This window comes from Ancylomarina salipaludis, from assembly GCF_004122035.1.
In the GTDB taxonomy this organism is placed as follows: Bacteria; Bacteroidota; Bacteroidia; order Bacteroidales; family Marinifilaceae; genus Ancylomarina; species Ancylomarina salipaludis.
Genome location: NZ_SAXA01000018.1, coordinates 49,907 through 67,222, shown reverse-complemented (window position 1 = coordinate 67,222; position 17,316 = coordinate 49,907). Strand labels below are relative to the sequence as shown.

General features: G+C 33.2%; 15 protein-coding genes. All 15 read left to right on the top strand.

Annotated features, from left to right (window positions below):
* Nucleotides 1–659: 659 nt before the first annotated feature.
* The 15 genes from EO244_RS15330 to EO244_RS15260 all read left to right on the top strand — a co-directional run bounded on the left by EO244_RS15330 (nt 660) and on the right by EO244_RS15260 (nt 17,316).
* Complete coding sequence (locus EO244_RS15330; RefSeq protein ID WP_129255569.1) at nt 660–3,182, top strand: hypothetical protein; 2,523 nt, start codon at nt 660–662, stop codon at nt 3,180–3,182.
* A 142-nt stretch (nt 3,183–3,324) separates the two neighbouring features.
* Nucleotides 3,325–3,861, top strand: a complete 537-nt coding sequence (locus tag EO244_RS15325; RefSeq protein WP_129255568.1) for a hypothetical protein — start codon at nt 3,325–3,327, stop codon at nt 3,859–3,861.
* Nucleotides 3,862–4,271: 410 nt separating this feature from the next.
* On the top strand, nt 4,272–5,723 hold the full coding sequence (locus tag EO244_RS15320; RefSeq protein ID WP_129255567.1) for an SIR2 family protein: 1,452 nt from the start codon (nt 4,272–4,274) through the stop codon (nt 5,721–5,723).
* Nucleotides 5,723–7,879 (top strand): ATP-binding protein, encoded by a 2,157-nt coding sequence (locus tag EO244_RS15315; protein WP_129255566.1) that lies wholly within the window; start codon nt 5,723–5,725, stop codon nt 7,877–7,879. Before EO244_RS15320 ends, EO244_RS15315 begins: the two co-directional genes overlap by 1 nt.
* 209 nt (nt 7,880–8,088) lie before the next feature.
* Complete coding sequence (locus EO244_RS15310; protein WP_129255565.1) at nt 8,089–8,601, top strand: ClbS/DfsB family four-helix bundle protein; 513 nt, start codon at nt 8,089–8,091, stop codon at nt 8,599–8,601.
* A gap of 121 nt (nt 8,602–8,722) precedes the next feature.
* A complete protein-coding gene (locus EO244_RS15305; protein ID WP_129255564.1) occupies nt 8,723–9,289 on the top strand; it encodes a YdeI/OmpD-associated family protein in 567 nt (188 codons plus the stop codon).
* 71 nt (nt 9,290–9,360) lie between these two features.
* Nucleotides 9,361–9,939 carry a type 1 glutamine amidotransferase family protein gene (locus tag EO244_RS15300; RefSeq protein WP_129255563.1) on the top strand — a complete coding sequence of 193 codons (579 nt, stop codon included), beginning with the start codon at nt 9,361–9,363 and terminating at the stop codon, nt 9,937–9,939.
* A 59-nt stretch (nt 9,940–9,998) separates the two neighbouring features.
* Complete coding sequence (locus EO244_RS15295) at nt 9,999–10,661, top strand: DUF4303 domain-containing protein (protein ID WP_129255562.1); 663 nt, start codon at nt 9,999–10,001, stop codon at nt 10,659–10,661.
* A 165-nt stretch (nt 10,662–10,826) separates the two neighbouring features.
* Complete coding sequence (locus tag EO244_RS15290) at nt 10,827–11,372, top strand: GyrI-like domain-containing protein (protein ID WP_129255561.1); 546 nt, start codon at nt 10,827–10,829, stop codon at nt 11,370–11,372.
* Between the two features lie 193 nt (nt 11,373–11,565).
* Nucleotides 11,566–11,958: a RidA family protein gene (locus EO244_RS15285; protein ID WP_129255560.1), complete on the top strand. Its 393-nt coding sequence runs from the start codon at nt 11,566–11,568 to the stop codon at nt 11,956–11,958.
* Between the two features lie 169 nt (nt 11,959–12,127).
* Nucleotides 12,128–12,703, top strand: coding sequence for a WG repeat-containing protein (locus EO244_RS15280; protein ID WP_129255559.1), 576 nt, complete (start codon nt 12,128–12,130; stop codon nt 12,701–12,703).
* A gap of 227 nt (nt 12,704–12,930) precedes the next feature.
* Complete coding sequence (locus EO244_RS15275; protein WP_129255558.1) at nt 12,931–13,584, top strand: BatD family protein; 654 nt, start codon at nt 12,931–12,933, stop codon at nt 13,582–13,584.
* A gap of 75 nt (nt 13,585–13,659) precedes the next feature.
* A complete protein-coding gene (locus EO244_RS15270) occupies nt 13,660–14,418 on the top strand; it encodes a YARHG domain-containing protein (RefSeq protein ID WP_164977512.1) in 759 nt (252 codons plus the stop codon).
* A 116-nt stretch (nt 14,419–14,534) separates the two neighbouring features.
* Nucleotides 14,535–15,104 carry a transposase gene (locus EO244_RS15265; RefSeq protein ID WP_129255556.1) on the top strand — a complete coding sequence of 190 codons (570 nt, stop codon included), beginning with the start codon at nt 14,535–14,537 and terminating at the stop codon, nt 15,102–15,104.
* 301 nt (nt 15,105–15,405) lie between these two features.
* Complete coding sequence (locus EO244_RS15260) at nt 15,406–17,316, top strand: transglutaminase-like domain-containing protein (protein ID WP_129255555.1); 1,911 nt, start codon at nt 15,406–15,408, stop codon at nt 17,314–17,316.

Genomic DNA, 17,316 nt, shown 5'->3' with positions numbered 1-17,316 from the left:
GGTACAATACATGTAGAAGACATTCTTCTTTAAATTATTTATCTCCTTTAGAATATGGAAGGCTATTAAATAATGACAAGAGAGCGGCATGACTTAACTTATTGTCCACATTTTTGTTGCAAGTCCAGAAATAATAAGATTTGATTTAACTAACAGTTTCCCCTCCCGCTTCCTGAGCCCGTCGAAGGAGAGGAGGGGTGGCGAGTTTACTCGACGGGGTGGTGCATTCTCTTTAAAAATTAACCCCAAACCCCTGAAGGGGCTTCATGTACAGCTTAGTAAGAGTTTCTCTTTAGCGCTTGGCGATGTGTGTCGAAAATATGGTTGTCGAGATGTGGTCACCGAGCTTGTCGAGGTGCTGTCGAAGTTAGGTTGCTGAGCTGTTATATCGAGCTTGCCGAGATGCTGTCGAAGCATCATAATTATGTAGACCTATTCTATTTTATGTATGCCTGAGGTTTTACGATATCCTAATTTATTGTTTGATATCTTATTTTTATAAATTTGATAGGCTCTATTATTTTGAAAAATAATAAAAGACCATAAACCTGCACAACAGGTCCTATAATCGGAAATAACTGACAGGTTTTATGAACACATAAACAAGTTGTGTGCCATGCTAAAGAACAACAAACTTAAACTTTCAAAAAATATAAGCAATGCCAGCAAAATCTGATAAAAGAAAATTTATTTCAACAGAAACAAGAGACTATTGGAATAACTTACACATCAATGTTGATTCTTTTTGGGATAACTGGGAGGGAAAGTATAAAAGTGAATTTGAAAGAAAAATCAAAAAAGAAATAAGCGAATCAGGATTAAAAGAAATCTTGGAACTTTATAATATTCAATATAAAAAGCCCAAGACACCAATTATTAAAATCTTTAGTGATAATGTTGAAACCGCAATTGAATTATTTTGCATTATTCGATTTTCACTAAACAATCCTAAAGCGTATGCAAGAATATTGAAGATTCCTCCAATTAAGGATAAAACTAATAGAGAACGCGTAATAATTGAATCTATTAAACTACATAAAAAAAGTAGATTAGCAGATTTGTTTTTAGTCTATAGTGCTGATAAACTTGGGGATAATCATTTTACATTTAACCTAACAGGTGATGAAGAACAAAATTTTGAAGAGTTTAGGAAAATTCTAGATAAATCAAGACGATTTTTAAAAAGTCGTGATAAACAACAAACTGTTTATCACTTGAGACACGCATTTGATGCAAATGACAAATGGTATTTTAGTTTCCTAAAAAAGACTGGCGATGACATCATTTCAGCTATACCTAATAATAAGAGGGTAATTAGAGGTCAATATTTCTACTTAGTTCTTGATAAGAAGAATGAATTCCTAAATGTCAAAACGAGAAGTAAAGAAATTGCATACAATTTAAGAGACTATATTTCTTTAAAGGGAACAAAAAGACTTTACTTTAAACACAGTTCTTCAACTTATACACCAACTTCATTCTTTGATACGATATTACAAAAATCTGGTAATATATTTACTGATGAGTTGGGAAAAGAAATTATTTTAACAGATGTTGGTTTTCGCAAAACAAATTTAAATGTTGGAATAGACCTCCACGACCCAGATACAAAACATAAGGTTTTGGAACAAATTGTCATTTTAAAAGAACAAGGACATTTGGTACTAAATGATATTTCTGAATTTAAATACCTGAAATTCAATTATAACGGTTTAGAATACAAAGTAAATATTGTATTAAATAAATGGGGACAATGCAAACTTATACTTTCAGATTCAAACAAACCTAAAATAGATTTAGAAAACTTTCAAAAAGCGTTCATTGCTTCGTTTAATATTGAATTTAAAAGTTACCTGAATAATGCAAACGCAGAGATTGATAGAACTAGAATTATAAATACGTTATTAAACAAAAAAACAATTGAGTCAAATAATATACCTGAGATAATTGAGAATGAACTCACTGCATTAGTGAAAAGCAAGATTATCTTAAAACCAATTAATTGTGCAAAGAGGCGGTGCGAGAACGATACTTGCAGACAGATAACCTGGGTTGATAAAGAATGTCCGAAATGTGGTAGTGATTTAATTATTGAAGGAAAGCATATCGACATAAATCTCGATGAGAAAGGAATAAAGAAGGTCGTCTTTAACGAACTGAAGAAAATTAAAATTTTTGCTGTAAAAACTTACGAAAAACAGATTAATAGGAAAAAGTATGCGCTAATTGATATCTATTATGAGAATAAATCAATCACAATCTATATCTGCAGTGCATCTCCATCGACAGATTTAGTAAATTACTTCAAAAGGTCTGCGAGTCCCCTATTGATAATACTTTCTAGGTTTAAAGAATCATTAATACAACCAATTATAAATGCTGGTTTTTCTTGTTTAGACTTATCAACGTTTTTAACAGAAATGGAAGATTCTGTTAACGTAGAAGAAAGATTTATACAATTCATAGAAAAACAGAATCATGAATGGTATCAAAGGATATTAAAGAAAGGTTATGAATCCTATAATAGAATAATCACAAGGGCAAATAGTTATGGAGAAATGGATTTTGAAACTGACACTTATAATATCCTACAAGAGTTGTTCATTATTGGAGACAGACTAGGTGGAAAGATGACTGGAGTTAAAGCCCCAGATGGTATTGTTGTAATAAATCCACATAGCAAATCTAGAAGTAAATTTTGTTTTGCATGGGATTGTAAATTCAGTGTATTGGAAAATGGATACGAGCTTAATGACGATAAAGCTAAACATAGATTTTACATTAACACGTTGAATAAAAATGATAAAGTTAAGTTTTATGGAGGACTTAAAACTTATGCAATTATTTCTCAAAATATGAATCTTACTACCTACCAAAACTTTTACAATAGACTGTCAAAGAGATTCAGGTGGAAAGGGAATATTGTTTTTATTGACGAAAGAATTATCATCGAGTTATATCGTTTTTACAAAGAGAATCAAGCTTTAATAAGCAGCAACCCCGAACCATTTTATAGACCCGTCAGTGAGATGTTCTCTATAATTTGGAAGGTTAACCAACAACCATTTCCCATTATCTCAGACGAAAGATTAAAATCAATTGTCACGAGAGTAAAAAATGGATATGAAGGTAAGGCTAAGGATTTTGATTTTGAAAGAAAAGAGTTTGATTTAAATTTTTGAATGATGGAATTTAATAAAGCACGAACACACAACAAATTGTATATGTCAGGCGGGGGTTTTAGAGGTCTGACACGATTTCTCTCAGAAATCCAGCCCGACCACATACAAGTGACCGTTGTATAACATGTAATAAATACTGAATATGAGCTGGTGGTCTAATATATTAATGGCAATAGTCAGTCTAGTCGACCCAATAATATCACCAATAATTGGCATTGTTGGTAGTGTTGTCAAATATACTGTGTCGAAAGCGAAAAATGCTGGAGCAGTCTTTCTTTTTGACCTTGCCAGTAGCCTGTTACCTGGAGGGGCTGCAAAAGAATTATTTGCAGGTATGATTTCCGATATAATCGAAACAGATTTAACATCAGGAGTTAAAAAGACAGTTCCATATAATGACATTGCTTTATTTTGCGGAGTTTGTAATAAAGATACTCACTACTATATCAAGGATAAAAGTGATTCTTTAATAAAATGTTCGAATTGCTTTGAAAAGAATCTAAGAAAAAAAATCAATTTTGAGAATAAAGTATACATATTAGAAAACGGGTTGTATAAGCTCGACAATAAACGATTGGCATTCCAAAAAAGTTTATATAGTAATTCATTTGAAAAAAGAGACTCACCAAGCTCATTTAGTAAAAGTGGAGATAGTTTTAAATTTAATAAAAAACAATAATTATGGTTATAGCTTGCGCTTATTGTAAAGGAACTGGACGAAAATATGCTAGAACAGATACAGAAACAATATGTCAGATATGTGAAGGTGCTGGAAAACTAGAAGTACCTTCCAATCATGATGAATGTGCTTATTGTCAAGGAACAGGTCACAAATATATACGATATGATACGGAATCAATTTGTCCTTCTTGCAATGGAATTGGTATTAAGACGATTCCAAAATTTGATTAAACACGTTGTACAACACAATATAAAACAGTTGGGGTTCAGGGGCTTGCGAAGCTTCAGTTCTCGCTCCATCGTTTACCTTGGTGGATATGAACGCACTCCGCAAACCCAACCGTTTCATATTGTCAAACGTTGTGCTTCATGCCAAAAAAAGCTAACCAATTAATTAAATGAAACTGAATGACACATTTTGACCCAGTAAAAAATAAAGTTCTCTTTGGAAGTACAGATAAGTTAGCTGATTGGACAGCTGAAGGTTTAGACCAAGGTAAAATCATTGACAAAATCAAGTTAATGCTTAAAAATTACCTTGAATTAGACAATGTTAGTTTTTTGTTTGGTTCGGGTACGTCAATTCATTTGGGGGCAGTGGCAATCAGAAATTTTCCTTTAGAAGTAGAGGGTTACATAAAAGAACAAGATCCTGAAGGAACTGGAATATTTTCTCATTTCGTTTTTGTGATTAAACAACTTCAAGGTGAATTATTAAAATACGGAAAGGAGAATCTAATTGATGACACTAAAATCTTTGAAGATAAAAGAAAATGGAAATTTGAAATTGTAGATGATATTGTCCGAGATATTGAATCAAAGGAAATAGCTATTGAATATGAAAAGGTTTTAAATTTCTTAATCGCTACGGACTTTGTTTTTAATGAAGATAAAAGTAAAGTAAGAACTGATAAGTATGCTGAATTAATTACTGCGATTAAGGAAGGGTTATTTAATGTATGTAATTTGGAAAACAGACCAGTTTCTCAAACAATAATCGACAGAAAAAAAGCAAGCCAGTTCCCAAAAGAAATAGCACAAGGTGAACTACTTGAATCAAGAAGCAAATATATCTTTCATGAAAAATTCTTAAAGGCTCTTCTTCAAAGACCTTTGAATTTGAGGCGAGCAAATATTTTTACAGCTAATTATGATTTAGCTTTTGAATACGCTTTTGATAAACTAGGGGTTCATTATATAGATGGTTTTTCAGGATTTCATAAAAGGTTATTTAAACCAGAAACATTTGAATATGACATTTTTTACCCAGGTTCTACCACTTCGGGTAAAGTTCAAAGAATCGAAAAAGTAGTACGGTATTATAAATTACATGGTTCATTATCTTGGATTAACTCTGAATCAAGGGATGCAAACAATCTATATGGTATTGAAGAGAAATCGCTAGAATTAATAGAATCTCTAAAGAAAAAGGGAGAAATTATTATCTATCCCACTGCTGTAAAGAAGTCGTACACACTTGACCTTCCATACTCTGAACTATTTAGACAATTTGCTTCAACCATAACTCAATCTCAATCGGTGCTCGTTACGGTTGGATATTCATTTGGTGACGACCATTTTAACGATATTATCTATCAGGCATTATCAAACCCTACTTTCACTCTTATTGTAATTGACTTTCAAGGTACACGAAACGACTACATTCTTAACCTGAAAGAACTTAATGATCCAAGAATAATAATACTTGAAGGAGAGTTTTTTGGTGACTTCCTGACTTTTGCAGACACTCTTATGCCTAATTTCAACAATATTGACAATAACGAAAATGTTGCAAATACTTTGAACGAGCTTTTGAGAAATAAAGCTTCTAATACGGAACCTACTAAAGACACAGAATAATGAGTGAAAGAAGCATTGGAAAGGTGATATCTGTTGATAGTTTCAGAGCATACATACGACTAGATGATAATTTAAAGAGCTTATATAAAAGTGGCTATGAAGATATTTTTGAAGTTGCTAGAATTAATTCTTACGTAATTATTCCAATTGGGTCGGATAAAATTGTAGCAATGGTTACGAGTGTTAGAGCAATTGATGAAACTGAAATTGCAAAAAACAAGGAGGCAATATTTTTAACCAAATCTGCAAGATACTTGGTGGCAACTATGATTGGTACAATTGAGAATAGTGGTAAATATATTCAAGGTGTTTACAATTATCCTATTCTAGACAATCCTGTTTGGTATGTAACAAGTCAAGACTTGGATAATATCTTTGACCAAAAGAGAAAGAAAGACACAGAGGGAATAAATTTTGAAGATGATTATTATTTACCCATAGGAACATCACCTTCATTTTCTGATTATAAAATCAAGATAAATCCGGATAAATTTTTCGGCAAGCATGCTGCAATACTTGGTAATACCGGTTCAGGAAAATCTTGCACGTTTGCATCTATCATTCAGAGCATATTCGACTTTGATTACGATGGGAAGAAGCTACAAAATGCACATGTCATTATATTTGATACAAATGGAGAATACAAACAAGCATTTCAAGGAACGAAAGAAGCTCCATATAAGAATCTCGAACTAGTCAATCCATTTCATATAGATAAAGATGGAATGAAAGTTCCCTTTTGGTTTATGAACTTTGCTGACTTTGATTACCTATTTGAACCAACCTCAGGTACACAAGCCCCAGTTTTTAAACATGCCCTTGGATTGGCAAAAAATCAAACACAAGCATTAAATCAAAAGCTAATACCACAAGTTTTTATTGCAAGGTTGACAACTATACTTCATGAATGTGAAGAGAATGATTTTAAAATAAAAAATACAATTTATGATGGGTTAGATAACTTCGGAATTGAATTAGCAGCTTTAGATACTGACTTTGATAAAACGAATTTATTGAGTGCATTGAGGGAACTTTTAAAAGAAAAGGATAAGCTATCTAAGCCTGGTCAATATGTAAATGGAAATGTAAGTTCTGCAGTATTAACGGAAAGTTCAGAGATATTAAGAAGGGAATTGTCGTTGTATTATTCCTCTGCTAACAAGATTGAAATAACAAAAGAACGCAATATTGATCTGCCTATCTATTTTAATTTTCAAGGTCTATTGGAAAGATTCTTTGATGAGGCAATAAGTGAACAAGAAAATTCAGGAAATAGGCTTAGGGAATTTGTATCAACTCTTAGATTGAGATTGCAGTCATATTTAGGTGATGAAAGAATTTCACAACCATTATTATTAAATCAGAAAGAGGAGATTCCTAATATTCTAGCAAAATTTATTTCTTTCATTCTAGGTGATTTTTGTAAAATATATAAAACTGAAGAAACAGACTTATTTACTGATTTTTATAAGAAACAATTAGGTAAAGAAGAAATTGAAAAACTCGCTGCAAATAAGCCAAGTCAGATAACAATTATTGACATGTCTTTATTGCCTTATGAAGTTTTAGAAACAATCACGGGTTTAATAGGTCGACTTATTTTAGACTTTGTTTCTCGTTTTCCCGAAAATGATAGAGGTAAACTTCCAATGGTAATAGCCTTGGAAGAAGCACAAAATTACATTCCAGAGAAGAATAGAGGAGATAGAGAATCAATAGCTAAAAAAGTATTTGAGAGAATTGCACGAGAAGGTCGTAAATATGGTATTTCTTTACTTGTTTCTAGTCAACGACCTTCCGAATTGTCAAAAACAGTATTATCGCAATGCAACTCTTTTATTATTCATAGACTTCAAAATCCAGAAGACCAAAAGTACGTTAGACAATTAGTTTCTGCTGCGAATGAGGATATTTTACAACAATTACCAATTTTACCACAACAACATGTTGTAATTATGGGTGATGCAGTAAGGACACCTGTTCAGGCTAGAATGAATACGGCAAGTCCAAGACCTAATAGTAATAATCCTAAATTTATTGAAAACTGGACTATGGAATTGACAAAAGACTTTCCCAACTATGAAAAAATTGCAGAAGCTTGGGAGAAGGGTGAGAAATACAACCCCACTGAACCTGATGTTGAACCAAAAGAATAAAGCACGAAAACCTAACAATGTGTCATAAGTAATGCGGCGTGTTGTGGTAAATTTATCATGAGTACATTTAATAAAAATAGCAACGGTTTGATAGGGAAGTGCTTCGAAATCGCCCAAGCAACTTAGCAAGACTGCTTAGTACTCATATAAAAGAATGCTGCAAGCTGTATTGGATTTAGTGAAATAGAATAATTCAAAAAAACGAAATAATGGCTAGACCAAGGACAAAAGAACAATTGAAAGAGGCGAGTAAACTGAATTTTGAAAAATTATTCACTCTGATTAGTTCTATGACAAAGGAAGAGCAAGACAAAACATTTGACTTTGAGGACAGAGATAAAAATATTCGAGACATTTTAGTGCATTTATATGAATGGCATCAACTTTTATTAAACTGGGTTGACTTAAATCAATCCGGAAAAGAAATGAGTTTTTTACCAGAACCCTATAACTGGAAAACTTATCCGCAAATGAACATTGAATTTTGGGAAAAGCATCAAAAAACGCCATTTGACAAATCCGTGAAAGATTTGGAGAAAAGTCACGCTGAAGCAATGAAATTAATTGACTCATTTTCGGACAAGGAATTATTTACAAAAAAGTATTTCCGCTGGACTGGAACAACGAGTTTAGGAAGTTATTGCGTTTCTGCTACTTCCAGTCATTATGATTGGGCGATGAAGAAAATCAAGAAACATAAAAAGAGTTTAACTGAAACATAAAAATACGAGTGCTAATAGCGGAGCATAGTGGGCTCCGCAAGGTCGGATTCTCGCAGCATGCCCATCCGTTGTGTGTCAGCTAAAAAAAGACCGTGCATAAACTCAAAGAAGAAATAATATAATGAACGAACTAACAACCAAATATTTCATTGATAGAAAAGAATGGCGAAAGTGGCTCGAAACTAATTTTGAGACAGAAGATGCTATTTGGTTGGAGTATCCTGTTAAGAAGACTGGTAAAAAACGAATCTTGTATAATGATGCGGTTGAAGAAGCCCTTTGTTTTGGATGGATTGATAGTACTGTTAAATCACTAAACGAAGAGACTACTATTCAGAGATTTTGTAAGAGAAGAAAAAACTCGACCTTCTCACAACCAAACATTGAACGATTGAAATGGCTTTTTGAAAACAATTTGATTCATAACTCAATTGAGAAGGAAGTTTTACAAATAATTCAACAAAAATTCGTTTTTCCGGAATATATATTAAAGAAATTGGAGTCAGATAAGATTGTTTGGGAAAATTATCAAGCCTTTTCTGAGCCATATAAACGAATTAGAATTGCATATATTGATAGTGCAAGAAAAAGACCAGAGGAATTTGAAAAGCGTCTAAACAACTTTATCGACAAAACAAAAGAAAATAAACTGATTAAAGGATTTGGGGGAATTGACAAATACTATTAACAGTAAAACTACAGTCGGGACTTTATTTATTAACTAAAAAAGACCGCACACAAACTTAAAAAGGAAATAATATGAAAAAAAAAATATATGTGTTTCTATTTGATGGGTATTCGGATTGGGAAATAGCTTATCTAGGTCCGGAGATTGCTAAAGATGAACGTTTTGATTTGATTTATTTCTCGGAGACTGGAAATGAAGTAACTTCAATGGGTGGCTTACAAGTGATTCCAACGACATCACTCAATGAATTGGAAATTGAAGACGTGGAGATGTTAATTCTTCCGGGAGGAGTAGCTTGGGAGAAAAGAGAAATAACAACGATCAACAATCTGGTTTCAGAACTATTTGAAAAGGGGAAAACAATTGCTGCAATTTGTGGGGCAACTTTTTATTTAGGACAGTTGGGGATTTTAGATAATCTGAAGCATACAAGCAACGATTTGAGTTATTTAAAAGCTATTGTTCCAGAGTATGGAGGACAAGAAAATTACCAAAATAAATTAGCAGAGACCGACAAGAATATCATTACAGCGAATGGAATTGCCCCAATTGAATTTGCGACTGAAATTTTTAAGAAAACAGAATTGAAATCTGATGATGAAATTGAAAAATGGTTTCAATTATTCAAAAATGGGATATGGAGTGAATAATAAAGTCGACGTTGGGCTTCATTTGAAAACTCATATTATATTTAAAGTAAATACAAAACATGTTTAGAAAGTTCTTTTTAAAAAAGCAGTATAAAAAGGTTGATGAAATTTTCGATGACAATTCTTTTAACCAGAATCTATACCAAGGTTTATTAAAAGCATTCAATACATTACTTGAGGATATAAAAGACGGTGAATTATACTCTTTTGGGATTTTTACCTCGGGTGAATATAGTTATGCTGGAATTACTGCAAACACATATTCAGGACTAGACAAAGTTATCAAGGAATATAAAGACAATTCCTCCTACACAAATGTATCTGTTGATGATTTGAAACATGAACTAAAATGGTCTCCTTGCGATTGGGTTTATAATTGCGAAATAAATAATGATGAATTGGATAAAGTTGACCAAAAACTTCAGGAGTTAAATGAAATATCAAATTTGATTATTGACAAGTATAATGACTTTGACAGTGCATTAGTAGTTGTTGACAATAAGATTATTCAGAGACTAAATAAATTATACTGTGCTTGTCTAAGTAAACTAAAGACTGAACATAGTGAAGTTTCTAGAAATATAATATTTGGGATATGGCTGGGTGATCAATCAGAAGAAGACAGAGTGAGATTTATTAGCCAAATTAATAGTAAGGAATTAGCTAAGAAATTTATAACTGAGTCTAGATTAGGAATTGAAACTTATGAATCTAGACAATAAAAACAAAAGCGCAACAAGTTATCATAAAGTAGCACCGAATACACAACAATGGTTCATACCTAATATGCCTTGTCGCAGGCGCAACACAAGGCATACTACGCATAGCTTAGCTGTTGTGTCACATATAGATATGACACACTAATATTATTCTCAAAAAGAAAAAAAATGAAAATTATATTGATTATTGTAGGGGTTATTTTAATGATTACCATAATTGTTTGGGCTTATTATGGAGGTTTTAAAAAAGTAAATTGCCATATTGAAAAACAAGGAGGAGAAATTCTTGTATATAGACAAATGACTGGTGACTATGCTCAAAGTGCAAAATTAATGGATGAAATTTATCATTCATTGCTCGATAAATATGAAATTGAAACGTTTAAAGGATTTGGAATTTATTATGACAATCCCAAAGAAGTGGAAAAAAGTAAGTTGCGTTCTGAAATCGGTTGTGTTATTGAGAAAAAGGATAGTTCTAAATTGACTCAAATACAAAATGATTTTAAAGTAAAAACATTTCCTGAAAAAAAGTATATAATAGCCGAATTTCCAAATAAAGGAAAACTTTCAATCTTATTTGGACTAATGAAAGTGTACCCTGCAATTGAGAAATTTGTGAAGGAAAATCATAATAAACAAGAGGGGTTTGTTATGGAAATTTACGATGTCCCAAATAAAAAAATAGAGTACAGAAAAGAAATTATTGAATAAAATATACAACGGCGCAACAAGCCATCGTAAAATAGCTCTGGCTTGGTGGGATTTGAAAGTTCAGCTCCTGCGTGAGCTGCAGTACAAACAAGAAAGCGAAAATACCACACGCATGGCGGGGCCACTTCATACGGCAGAACCGTTGTGTTTAATGCTTGACTGAAGACGGATACTAATCAAAAATGTCTAATTTATGAAAAGAGAACTTATTTCAAACGGAAATCCATTAGAAGATGTAATCGGTTTTAGTCGAGCCGTAAGAGTAGGTCCATATATTTCTGTTGGTGGAACTGCTCCTGTAGGACCCGATGGAAAAACTGTTGGTATTGGTAATCCTGGCGTTCAAACTCGTAGGTGTTTGGAAATAATTAAAGATGCTCTAGAACGGGCAGGATCTGGATTAGAAGATGTTGTTAGAACCCGCATTATGCTGACCAGAATTGAAGATTGGGAAGAAGTTATAAAAGTGCGAGCCGAATATTTTAAGAAAATCAAACCAGTAGATACCGTTATGCAAGTAACAAGATTTATTAATCCTGAATGGTTAGTAGAAATTGAAGCAGATGCAGTAGTAAAATCGGAATAAATTTTAAGAGCACTAAAATACAAGGGCTCGGCTATAAGTAATTGCTTGTTATCGCCTACTTCTGAAAATCCTAGCGTATTTTCAGTTTGGTGTGTACTTGCAAAGTTAAGTGCTAAATCACGCAACTATTCATAACCGAGCTGTTGTGTGTAATTCCCCCTATAGTAATATGAGGAACAAAAGACATTACAGATTAATATTAATAGCATTAATATTTTTCGTTTCTGTTTGCGGGTATGGTCAACAGCAAAAAAATGACGACTTAATAAAAGTGTTTGTTGGAGAATTTGACGAGGTTGGCGTTGAAAGTGGATATGTAAATATTGCTGGTGATACAATAATTCCAATTGGAAAATATCACTATTGTTACACAGATACTCTTAGAAATTATGCGATAGTTTTGCGGAAACAAGGAGGGTTAATAGCAATTGACAAGAATGATCAGGAATTATTCGAAATCTTTTGGTTTGACAATGGTCCTGACCCTATTTCGGAGGGACTTTTCAGAATCAAAAAAAATGGAAAAATTGGTTATGCAAACAAGTACGGTGAAATTATAATAGTCCCACAATTCGATTGCGCGTTTCCTTTTAAAAATGGCAAAGCAAAGGTTTCGAATGATTGTAGAATTATTCCAGAAGATGAGCATAAAAGATGGGAAAGCGAAAACTGGTTTTACATTGATCAAACAGGAAAAAAAATGAATTTAAACGCCCTACAACAGCGGGTGCTATGTTATCCATAAAGCTTGATACAACCTCAATTTACGGCATTTATCTTCAAAAAATGGCAATAAGGGGTTCATGCATAGTCGCATTGTTGCACGATGTTATCCCTCCGTTGATCTCCACTTCGTTAGGTTTATTGTTTGTGCTTTGCAAAAGCAGAGTAATACGGCTTGTGAGATTAAAATATAATTAAAGGGGGCAACATACATCACTTAAGTAATTAACCTAAGAAGAACGATTTAGAATGATGAATAAATTAAATGTATTGATAGTGGCAACAGTCTGTCTTGTTTTATCAGCTTGTGCACATGAAGAACTGAGCCTGAAAGCCAGTGCCTCAAAAAGTAAAATTCATTTGGGTGAAAGTCTTCGCATCCGTTTGGCCATAGAAGGTATTGAAAGTGATGTTTTAAAAAGAAATGGAGAAGCTAAGGGGTGTGGTCTGGACAATTTTTTTGCAGATTTTCAAGACGATAATAATTTCAGAACCTTTGTTAGTGTATGTCCTAAATCGCTGGGCAAAAACAAGCTTGGTCCATTTAAAATTACGTTGATGGGTAAGGAGCTGACCTCCAACGAAGTTATTGTTGAGGTTGTCGAGCAATCAGTTGAGTACATTCATGTCGAAATGCCCAAAGAAGGTCGGGTAGGTGAAAGAATTAACATCAAAATAACAGGTCATTCTAATGGTTCACTGTCAACAGAGTTTAAAGAAAACGATGTTTTAAAAATCAACATTCAATCCTGTAGCTCACAAGTATCAAACGGAAAATATACAATCAAAAACGAGTACACAGCCACGCTTAAGCGTAAGGGCATATTTGAAATAAATCGAAATGTGTTTAAAAAACTACCAGCTCATATCCGGATAGAGCCGGTTAGAATTGAGGTGAAATAAGAGTAAGCACAGGAGGAAATGTCAGCTGCAGTATTTCTGTTTCAACAAGTAACACAAAATAGTTTAACAATCAGCATGAATAAAATTAGTTTAATCGTTATTGTTTTTTGGGGATTATGCAATGTGAAAACAATGGCTCAAACAAGTGCGGTGTTCCATACAAAGCAGGAATTGATAAATATGTCAGCTGTTGAACTCCGATTATTGAAAAATGAAGTCTTTGCACGTCATGGCTATAGTTTCAAATCTGCTGATTTACGAGACTATTTTAACAATACCAGTTGGTATGCAGAATCTCGTAACTATACAAATGACAGGCTCTCAGATCAAGAGAAAGAATACTTAGAGCGAATAATGTCAATTGAAAAAACTAAAAACACCGATTATATCTTCAAAATAGATTCTCCGGATATAAAAAAATTTGAACCGAAGCTGACAAAAAAGCTTATCGCTTTAAAAAATCCTGTATTTGGACGAGCTGAGCATGAATCAGTTTATAGCTATATTAAAACGAAAGCAACTTACTATGAAATTAAAAGATTTCGCATAACAGATGAAATCGATGGCGTGATTTCCTTTGTTTTTTTTCCTGGTTTAGAATTGGATGGGAATCTTAAACTTATCTTTTTTTCAACATTTAATAATCAAGGAAAGGAGATTAAAAGTGTTCGGTTAGCCAAATATGAGAGGCAGTCTGATGTGTACTATCACGAAGCTGGATTTATAAAAGGAGATCTGATAGAAGTGAGAAGAAATTACTCAACTGTAGAGGGTGAGGAGTTTAGTATCGATAGATATAAAATTAACTATAAGGGAGGTATAATTAAGAAATAACGCTACCCGCTGATCTCAACTTCGTTTTGCTTGTAGCTGGTACTCTGCAAAGGCAAAAAAATGCATAGGTTTAATTAATCCCGAAACAAGGGAAGCCTGAAGCTCATTTAGTTATCATGACAGAGAAATATCAAAATAAATACCGTATTGCATCAGCTCGTTTACCAGGGTGGGATTATGGATGGAATGCTGCGTATTTTGTAACGATTTGTACCCATGGTCGCAAACATTATTTTGGTGATATTGTAAATGAGGAAATGCAATTGTCTGATATTGGACATCTGGCACACAAATATTGGTCAGAAATCCCTAACCATTTTCCGTTTGTTGAATTGGACGTATTTGTGGTTATGCCAAACCACGTACATGGTATCGTAATAATTAACAAACCCAATGATGAATGTCATGATGAACGTTATGTAGAGACGTCCAATTTGGGCGTCTCTACATTGGGCGTATCTGCCACAAGGATGGCATCAAATGCATGGCAACCCGGATCATTAGGGGTTATTATCAATCAATACAAACGAATATGTACGATAAATGCCAGAAAAATTCATGCCGATTTTGCATGGCAATCTCGTTATTACGATCATATTATACGGAATGATGAATCCTTATGTCGTATAAGAAATTACATCAAAAACAATCCTTTAAAATGGATGAAGGATAAATTTTATGAATGAGAATGCTATCTTGTAACAAGATAAAGAGGGAATGCCCCTAATTCTGCGGCAGCGTGGGATTCAATTTACCAGTCTTTATCGTGATTGGATTAAGAAAATTCATTGATCGTGGAGATGAATGATTTACATGAGTTGATTAATCGTTTTTCATCTTAATCCGGAACAGTTTTAGCTTGATCTTTTTAAACAAAATCAATATAAATGCTAATAAATTAAGTTTTCTACATAATCAAATAGTTTTAATATATATTTTTGCATTTTATATCATAATAATTTATATAAGTGAGGAAATTGATAAGAAATGAATGTAATTAAGAAAATCTGTTTGACCCTAAGTTTGTTGAGTATCGTTTGTGTGCTTAAAGCACAGAATGATATAAGATCCTGGTATCAGATATTGAATGAGAACGACGATAAAAGTGCTGTAATAAGTGAATGGAATACCACCTTTGAGTTTGAAAAGCAGGCTAATCAGATGATGCCCAGGGTGATTAAAACCGATGTGTGTAAAATAATTCCCTTGTGTGGTAGACAGTTGACCAGAACCTATTTTACGAATTCACACAAAGCTCTTCAGAAGTACAAAATTGTATCATCAAAAGGGAATCGACGTGTAAAACCGGTTATTGGGGATCAGAAGGATACTGATATCTTTCAAACGGATGGTCAATTTTATCATTTTTCGCTGAATGTGACTGAAAAAGATCAATTTATTGAGTTTAAGATTGTGACGGTTTATGATGACATCCGCTTTTTTACACGAGAAATGATTCCAGATAATCAGTTTTTTGTGAAAAAGAGACGTGTTAATCTTATAAAACCAACTTGGTTAAAATTAAACATACGCGACTATAACTTCGATCAGGCACAAGTTCAGAAGTCAGATTCTGTATCTGTCGATGGTCATCAGATCATCAGATATGAATTTGATCATATCTCTTCTCCGGTTCAATGTGACTATTCACCTTCGGCTCCGCATGAAATACCTCATTTGTTTTTTTCAGCTGAGGCATATCAACTGGAGGAAACAGAATGGACACCTATTTTAAAAACAACACAAGATCTCTATGCATGGTACAAAGAAATGTTGGGGAATAGTGATCTGAATTCAAAAAGTTTCGCCTCTGTACTTCCTGAAATTCTGAAAGATAAAAGCAGTAAACAGGATAGCATCCGTTCTATATTTTATTGGGTACAGGATAATATCCGATATATTGCATTTGAGAAAGGGATAGATGGGTTCAGGCCCCAGAGCGCTGACTTGGTTTTTAAAAACAAATATGGCGATTGTAAGGGGATGGCAAATCTGTTAAAAGCCATGTTAAATGCCGCTGGATTTGATGCACGCTTAAGCTGGTTGGGAACACGAGATTTACCTTATAATTACGCAACATCATCAATTGCTGTGGATAATCATATGATTTGCACCTTGATTGATAAGGAGGACAAAATCTTTATGGATGCGACAGAGAGATATGTTCGCTTAGGCGATTGTGGAGAACGAATTCAATCCAAAGAGGTTTTAATTGAAGATGGTCAATCGTTTATAATCGATACAATCGAAGTAGATGGCATGCCGGCGAATCGTAAAAATTATAACTTGAAATTAGGGCTTAAAAAGAAAAGCCTTAAAGGTGAAATGCGTTTCGAGTATCTGGGTGAAAGTCAAAGACGATTTTTCCAGTTTATGTCCACGGTAAAATTAGAAGATCAGAAAAAGGCGATTGTTAATTTGTTTGATCATGAGGCTCAATGCGAGATTGATTCGATACACCCTTTACCCATTAAATTTAATCGCGATACGAATTTTGTGATGCAATCAAGGGTTTTAAAATCGAATGCCTTGTTAAAAATTGGTAATGAAGTCTATTTAGGGATTTCTGATTTAACACCTTATTTTAATCCTTATATCGATACACTTAAATGTAATAAATTGTATTTTAAGGAAACGATTAATGAGAATGTGAAAGTAGATTTTGAGATACCTGATACATTACATCTGAAAAGCTTACCAAAGTCAATTAGGGTTCAGTTTAATGATGTTTCTTTTAAAGCAGGTTTTGATAGTAGTAATGGGAGAGTAAGCTATTTTTCCCAATTACAGATTCCCAATCGAATTTTCACAACTAAGGAGCTGTCGAATTTATTGGATATATTGAAACAACAAAAAAAATACAGAAGTCAGAAAATAGTGTTTGAAACAAAATTGTAA

What these genes read in the sequence shown, in the direction of transcription:
- EO244_RS15320 (WP_129255567.1), top strand. Translation starts at nt 4,272, where the DNA reads ATGACACATTTTGACCCAGTAAAAAATAAAGTTCTCTTTGGAAGTACA.
- EO244_RS15290 (WP_129255561.1), top strand. Translation starts at nt 10,827, where the DNA reads ATGAAAATTATATTGATTATTGTAGGGGTTATTTTAATGATTACCATA.
- EO244_RS15260 (WP_129255555.1), top strand. Translation starts at nt 15,406, where the DNA reads ATGAATGTAATTAAGAAAATCTGTTTGACCCTAAGTTTGTTGAGTATC.
- EO244_RS15280 (WP_129255559.1), top strand. Translation starts at nt 12,128, where the DNA reads ATGAGGAACAAAAGACATTACAGATTAATATTAATAGCATTAATATTT.
- EO244_RS15305 (WP_129255564.1), top strand. Translation starts at nt 8,723, where the DNA reads ATGAACGAACTAACAACCAAATATTTCATTGATAGAAAAGAATGGCGA.
- EO244_RS15330 (WP_129255569.1), top strand. Translation starts at nt 660, where the DNA reads ATGCCAGCAAAATCTGATAAAAGAAAATTTATTTCAACAGAAACAAGA.
- EO244_RS15265 (WP_129255556.1), top strand. Translation starts at nt 14,535, where the DNA reads ATGACAGAGAAATATCAAAATAAATACCGTATTGCATCAGCTCGTTTA.
- EO244_RS15310 (WP_129255565.1), top strand. Translation starts at nt 8,089, where the DNA reads ATGGCTAGACCAAGGACAAAAGAACAATTGAAAGAGGCGAGTAAACTG.
- EO244_RS15295 (WP_129255562.1), top strand. Translation starts at nt 9,999, where the DNA reads ATGTTTAGAAAGTTCTTTTTAAAAAAGCAGTATAAAAAGGTTGATGAA.
- EO244_RS15315 (WP_129255566.1), top strand. Translation starts at nt 5,723, where the DNA reads ATGAGTGAAAGAAGCATTGGAAAGGTGATATCTGTTGATAGTTTCAGA.
- EO244_RS15285 (WP_129255560.1), top strand. Translation starts at nt 11,566, where the DNA reads ATGAAAAGAGAACTTATTTCAAACGGAAATCCATTAGAAGATGTAATC.
- EO244_RS15270 (WP_164977512.1), top strand. Translation starts at nt 13,660, where the DNA reads ATGAATAAAATTAGTTTAATCGTTATTGTTTTTTGGGGATTATGCAAT.
- EO244_RS15300 (WP_129255563.1), top strand. Translation starts at nt 9,361, where the DNA reads ATGAAAAAAAAAATATATGTGTTTCTATTTGATGGGTATTCGGATTGG.
- EO244_RS15325 (WP_129255568.1), top strand. Translation starts at nt 3,325, where the DNA reads ATGAGCTGGTGGTCTAATATATTAATGGCAATAGTCAGTCTAGTCGAC.
- EO244_RS15275 (WP_129255558.1), top strand. Translation starts at nt 12,931, where the DNA reads ATGATGAATAAATTAAATGTATTGATAGTGGCAACAGTCTGTCTTGTT.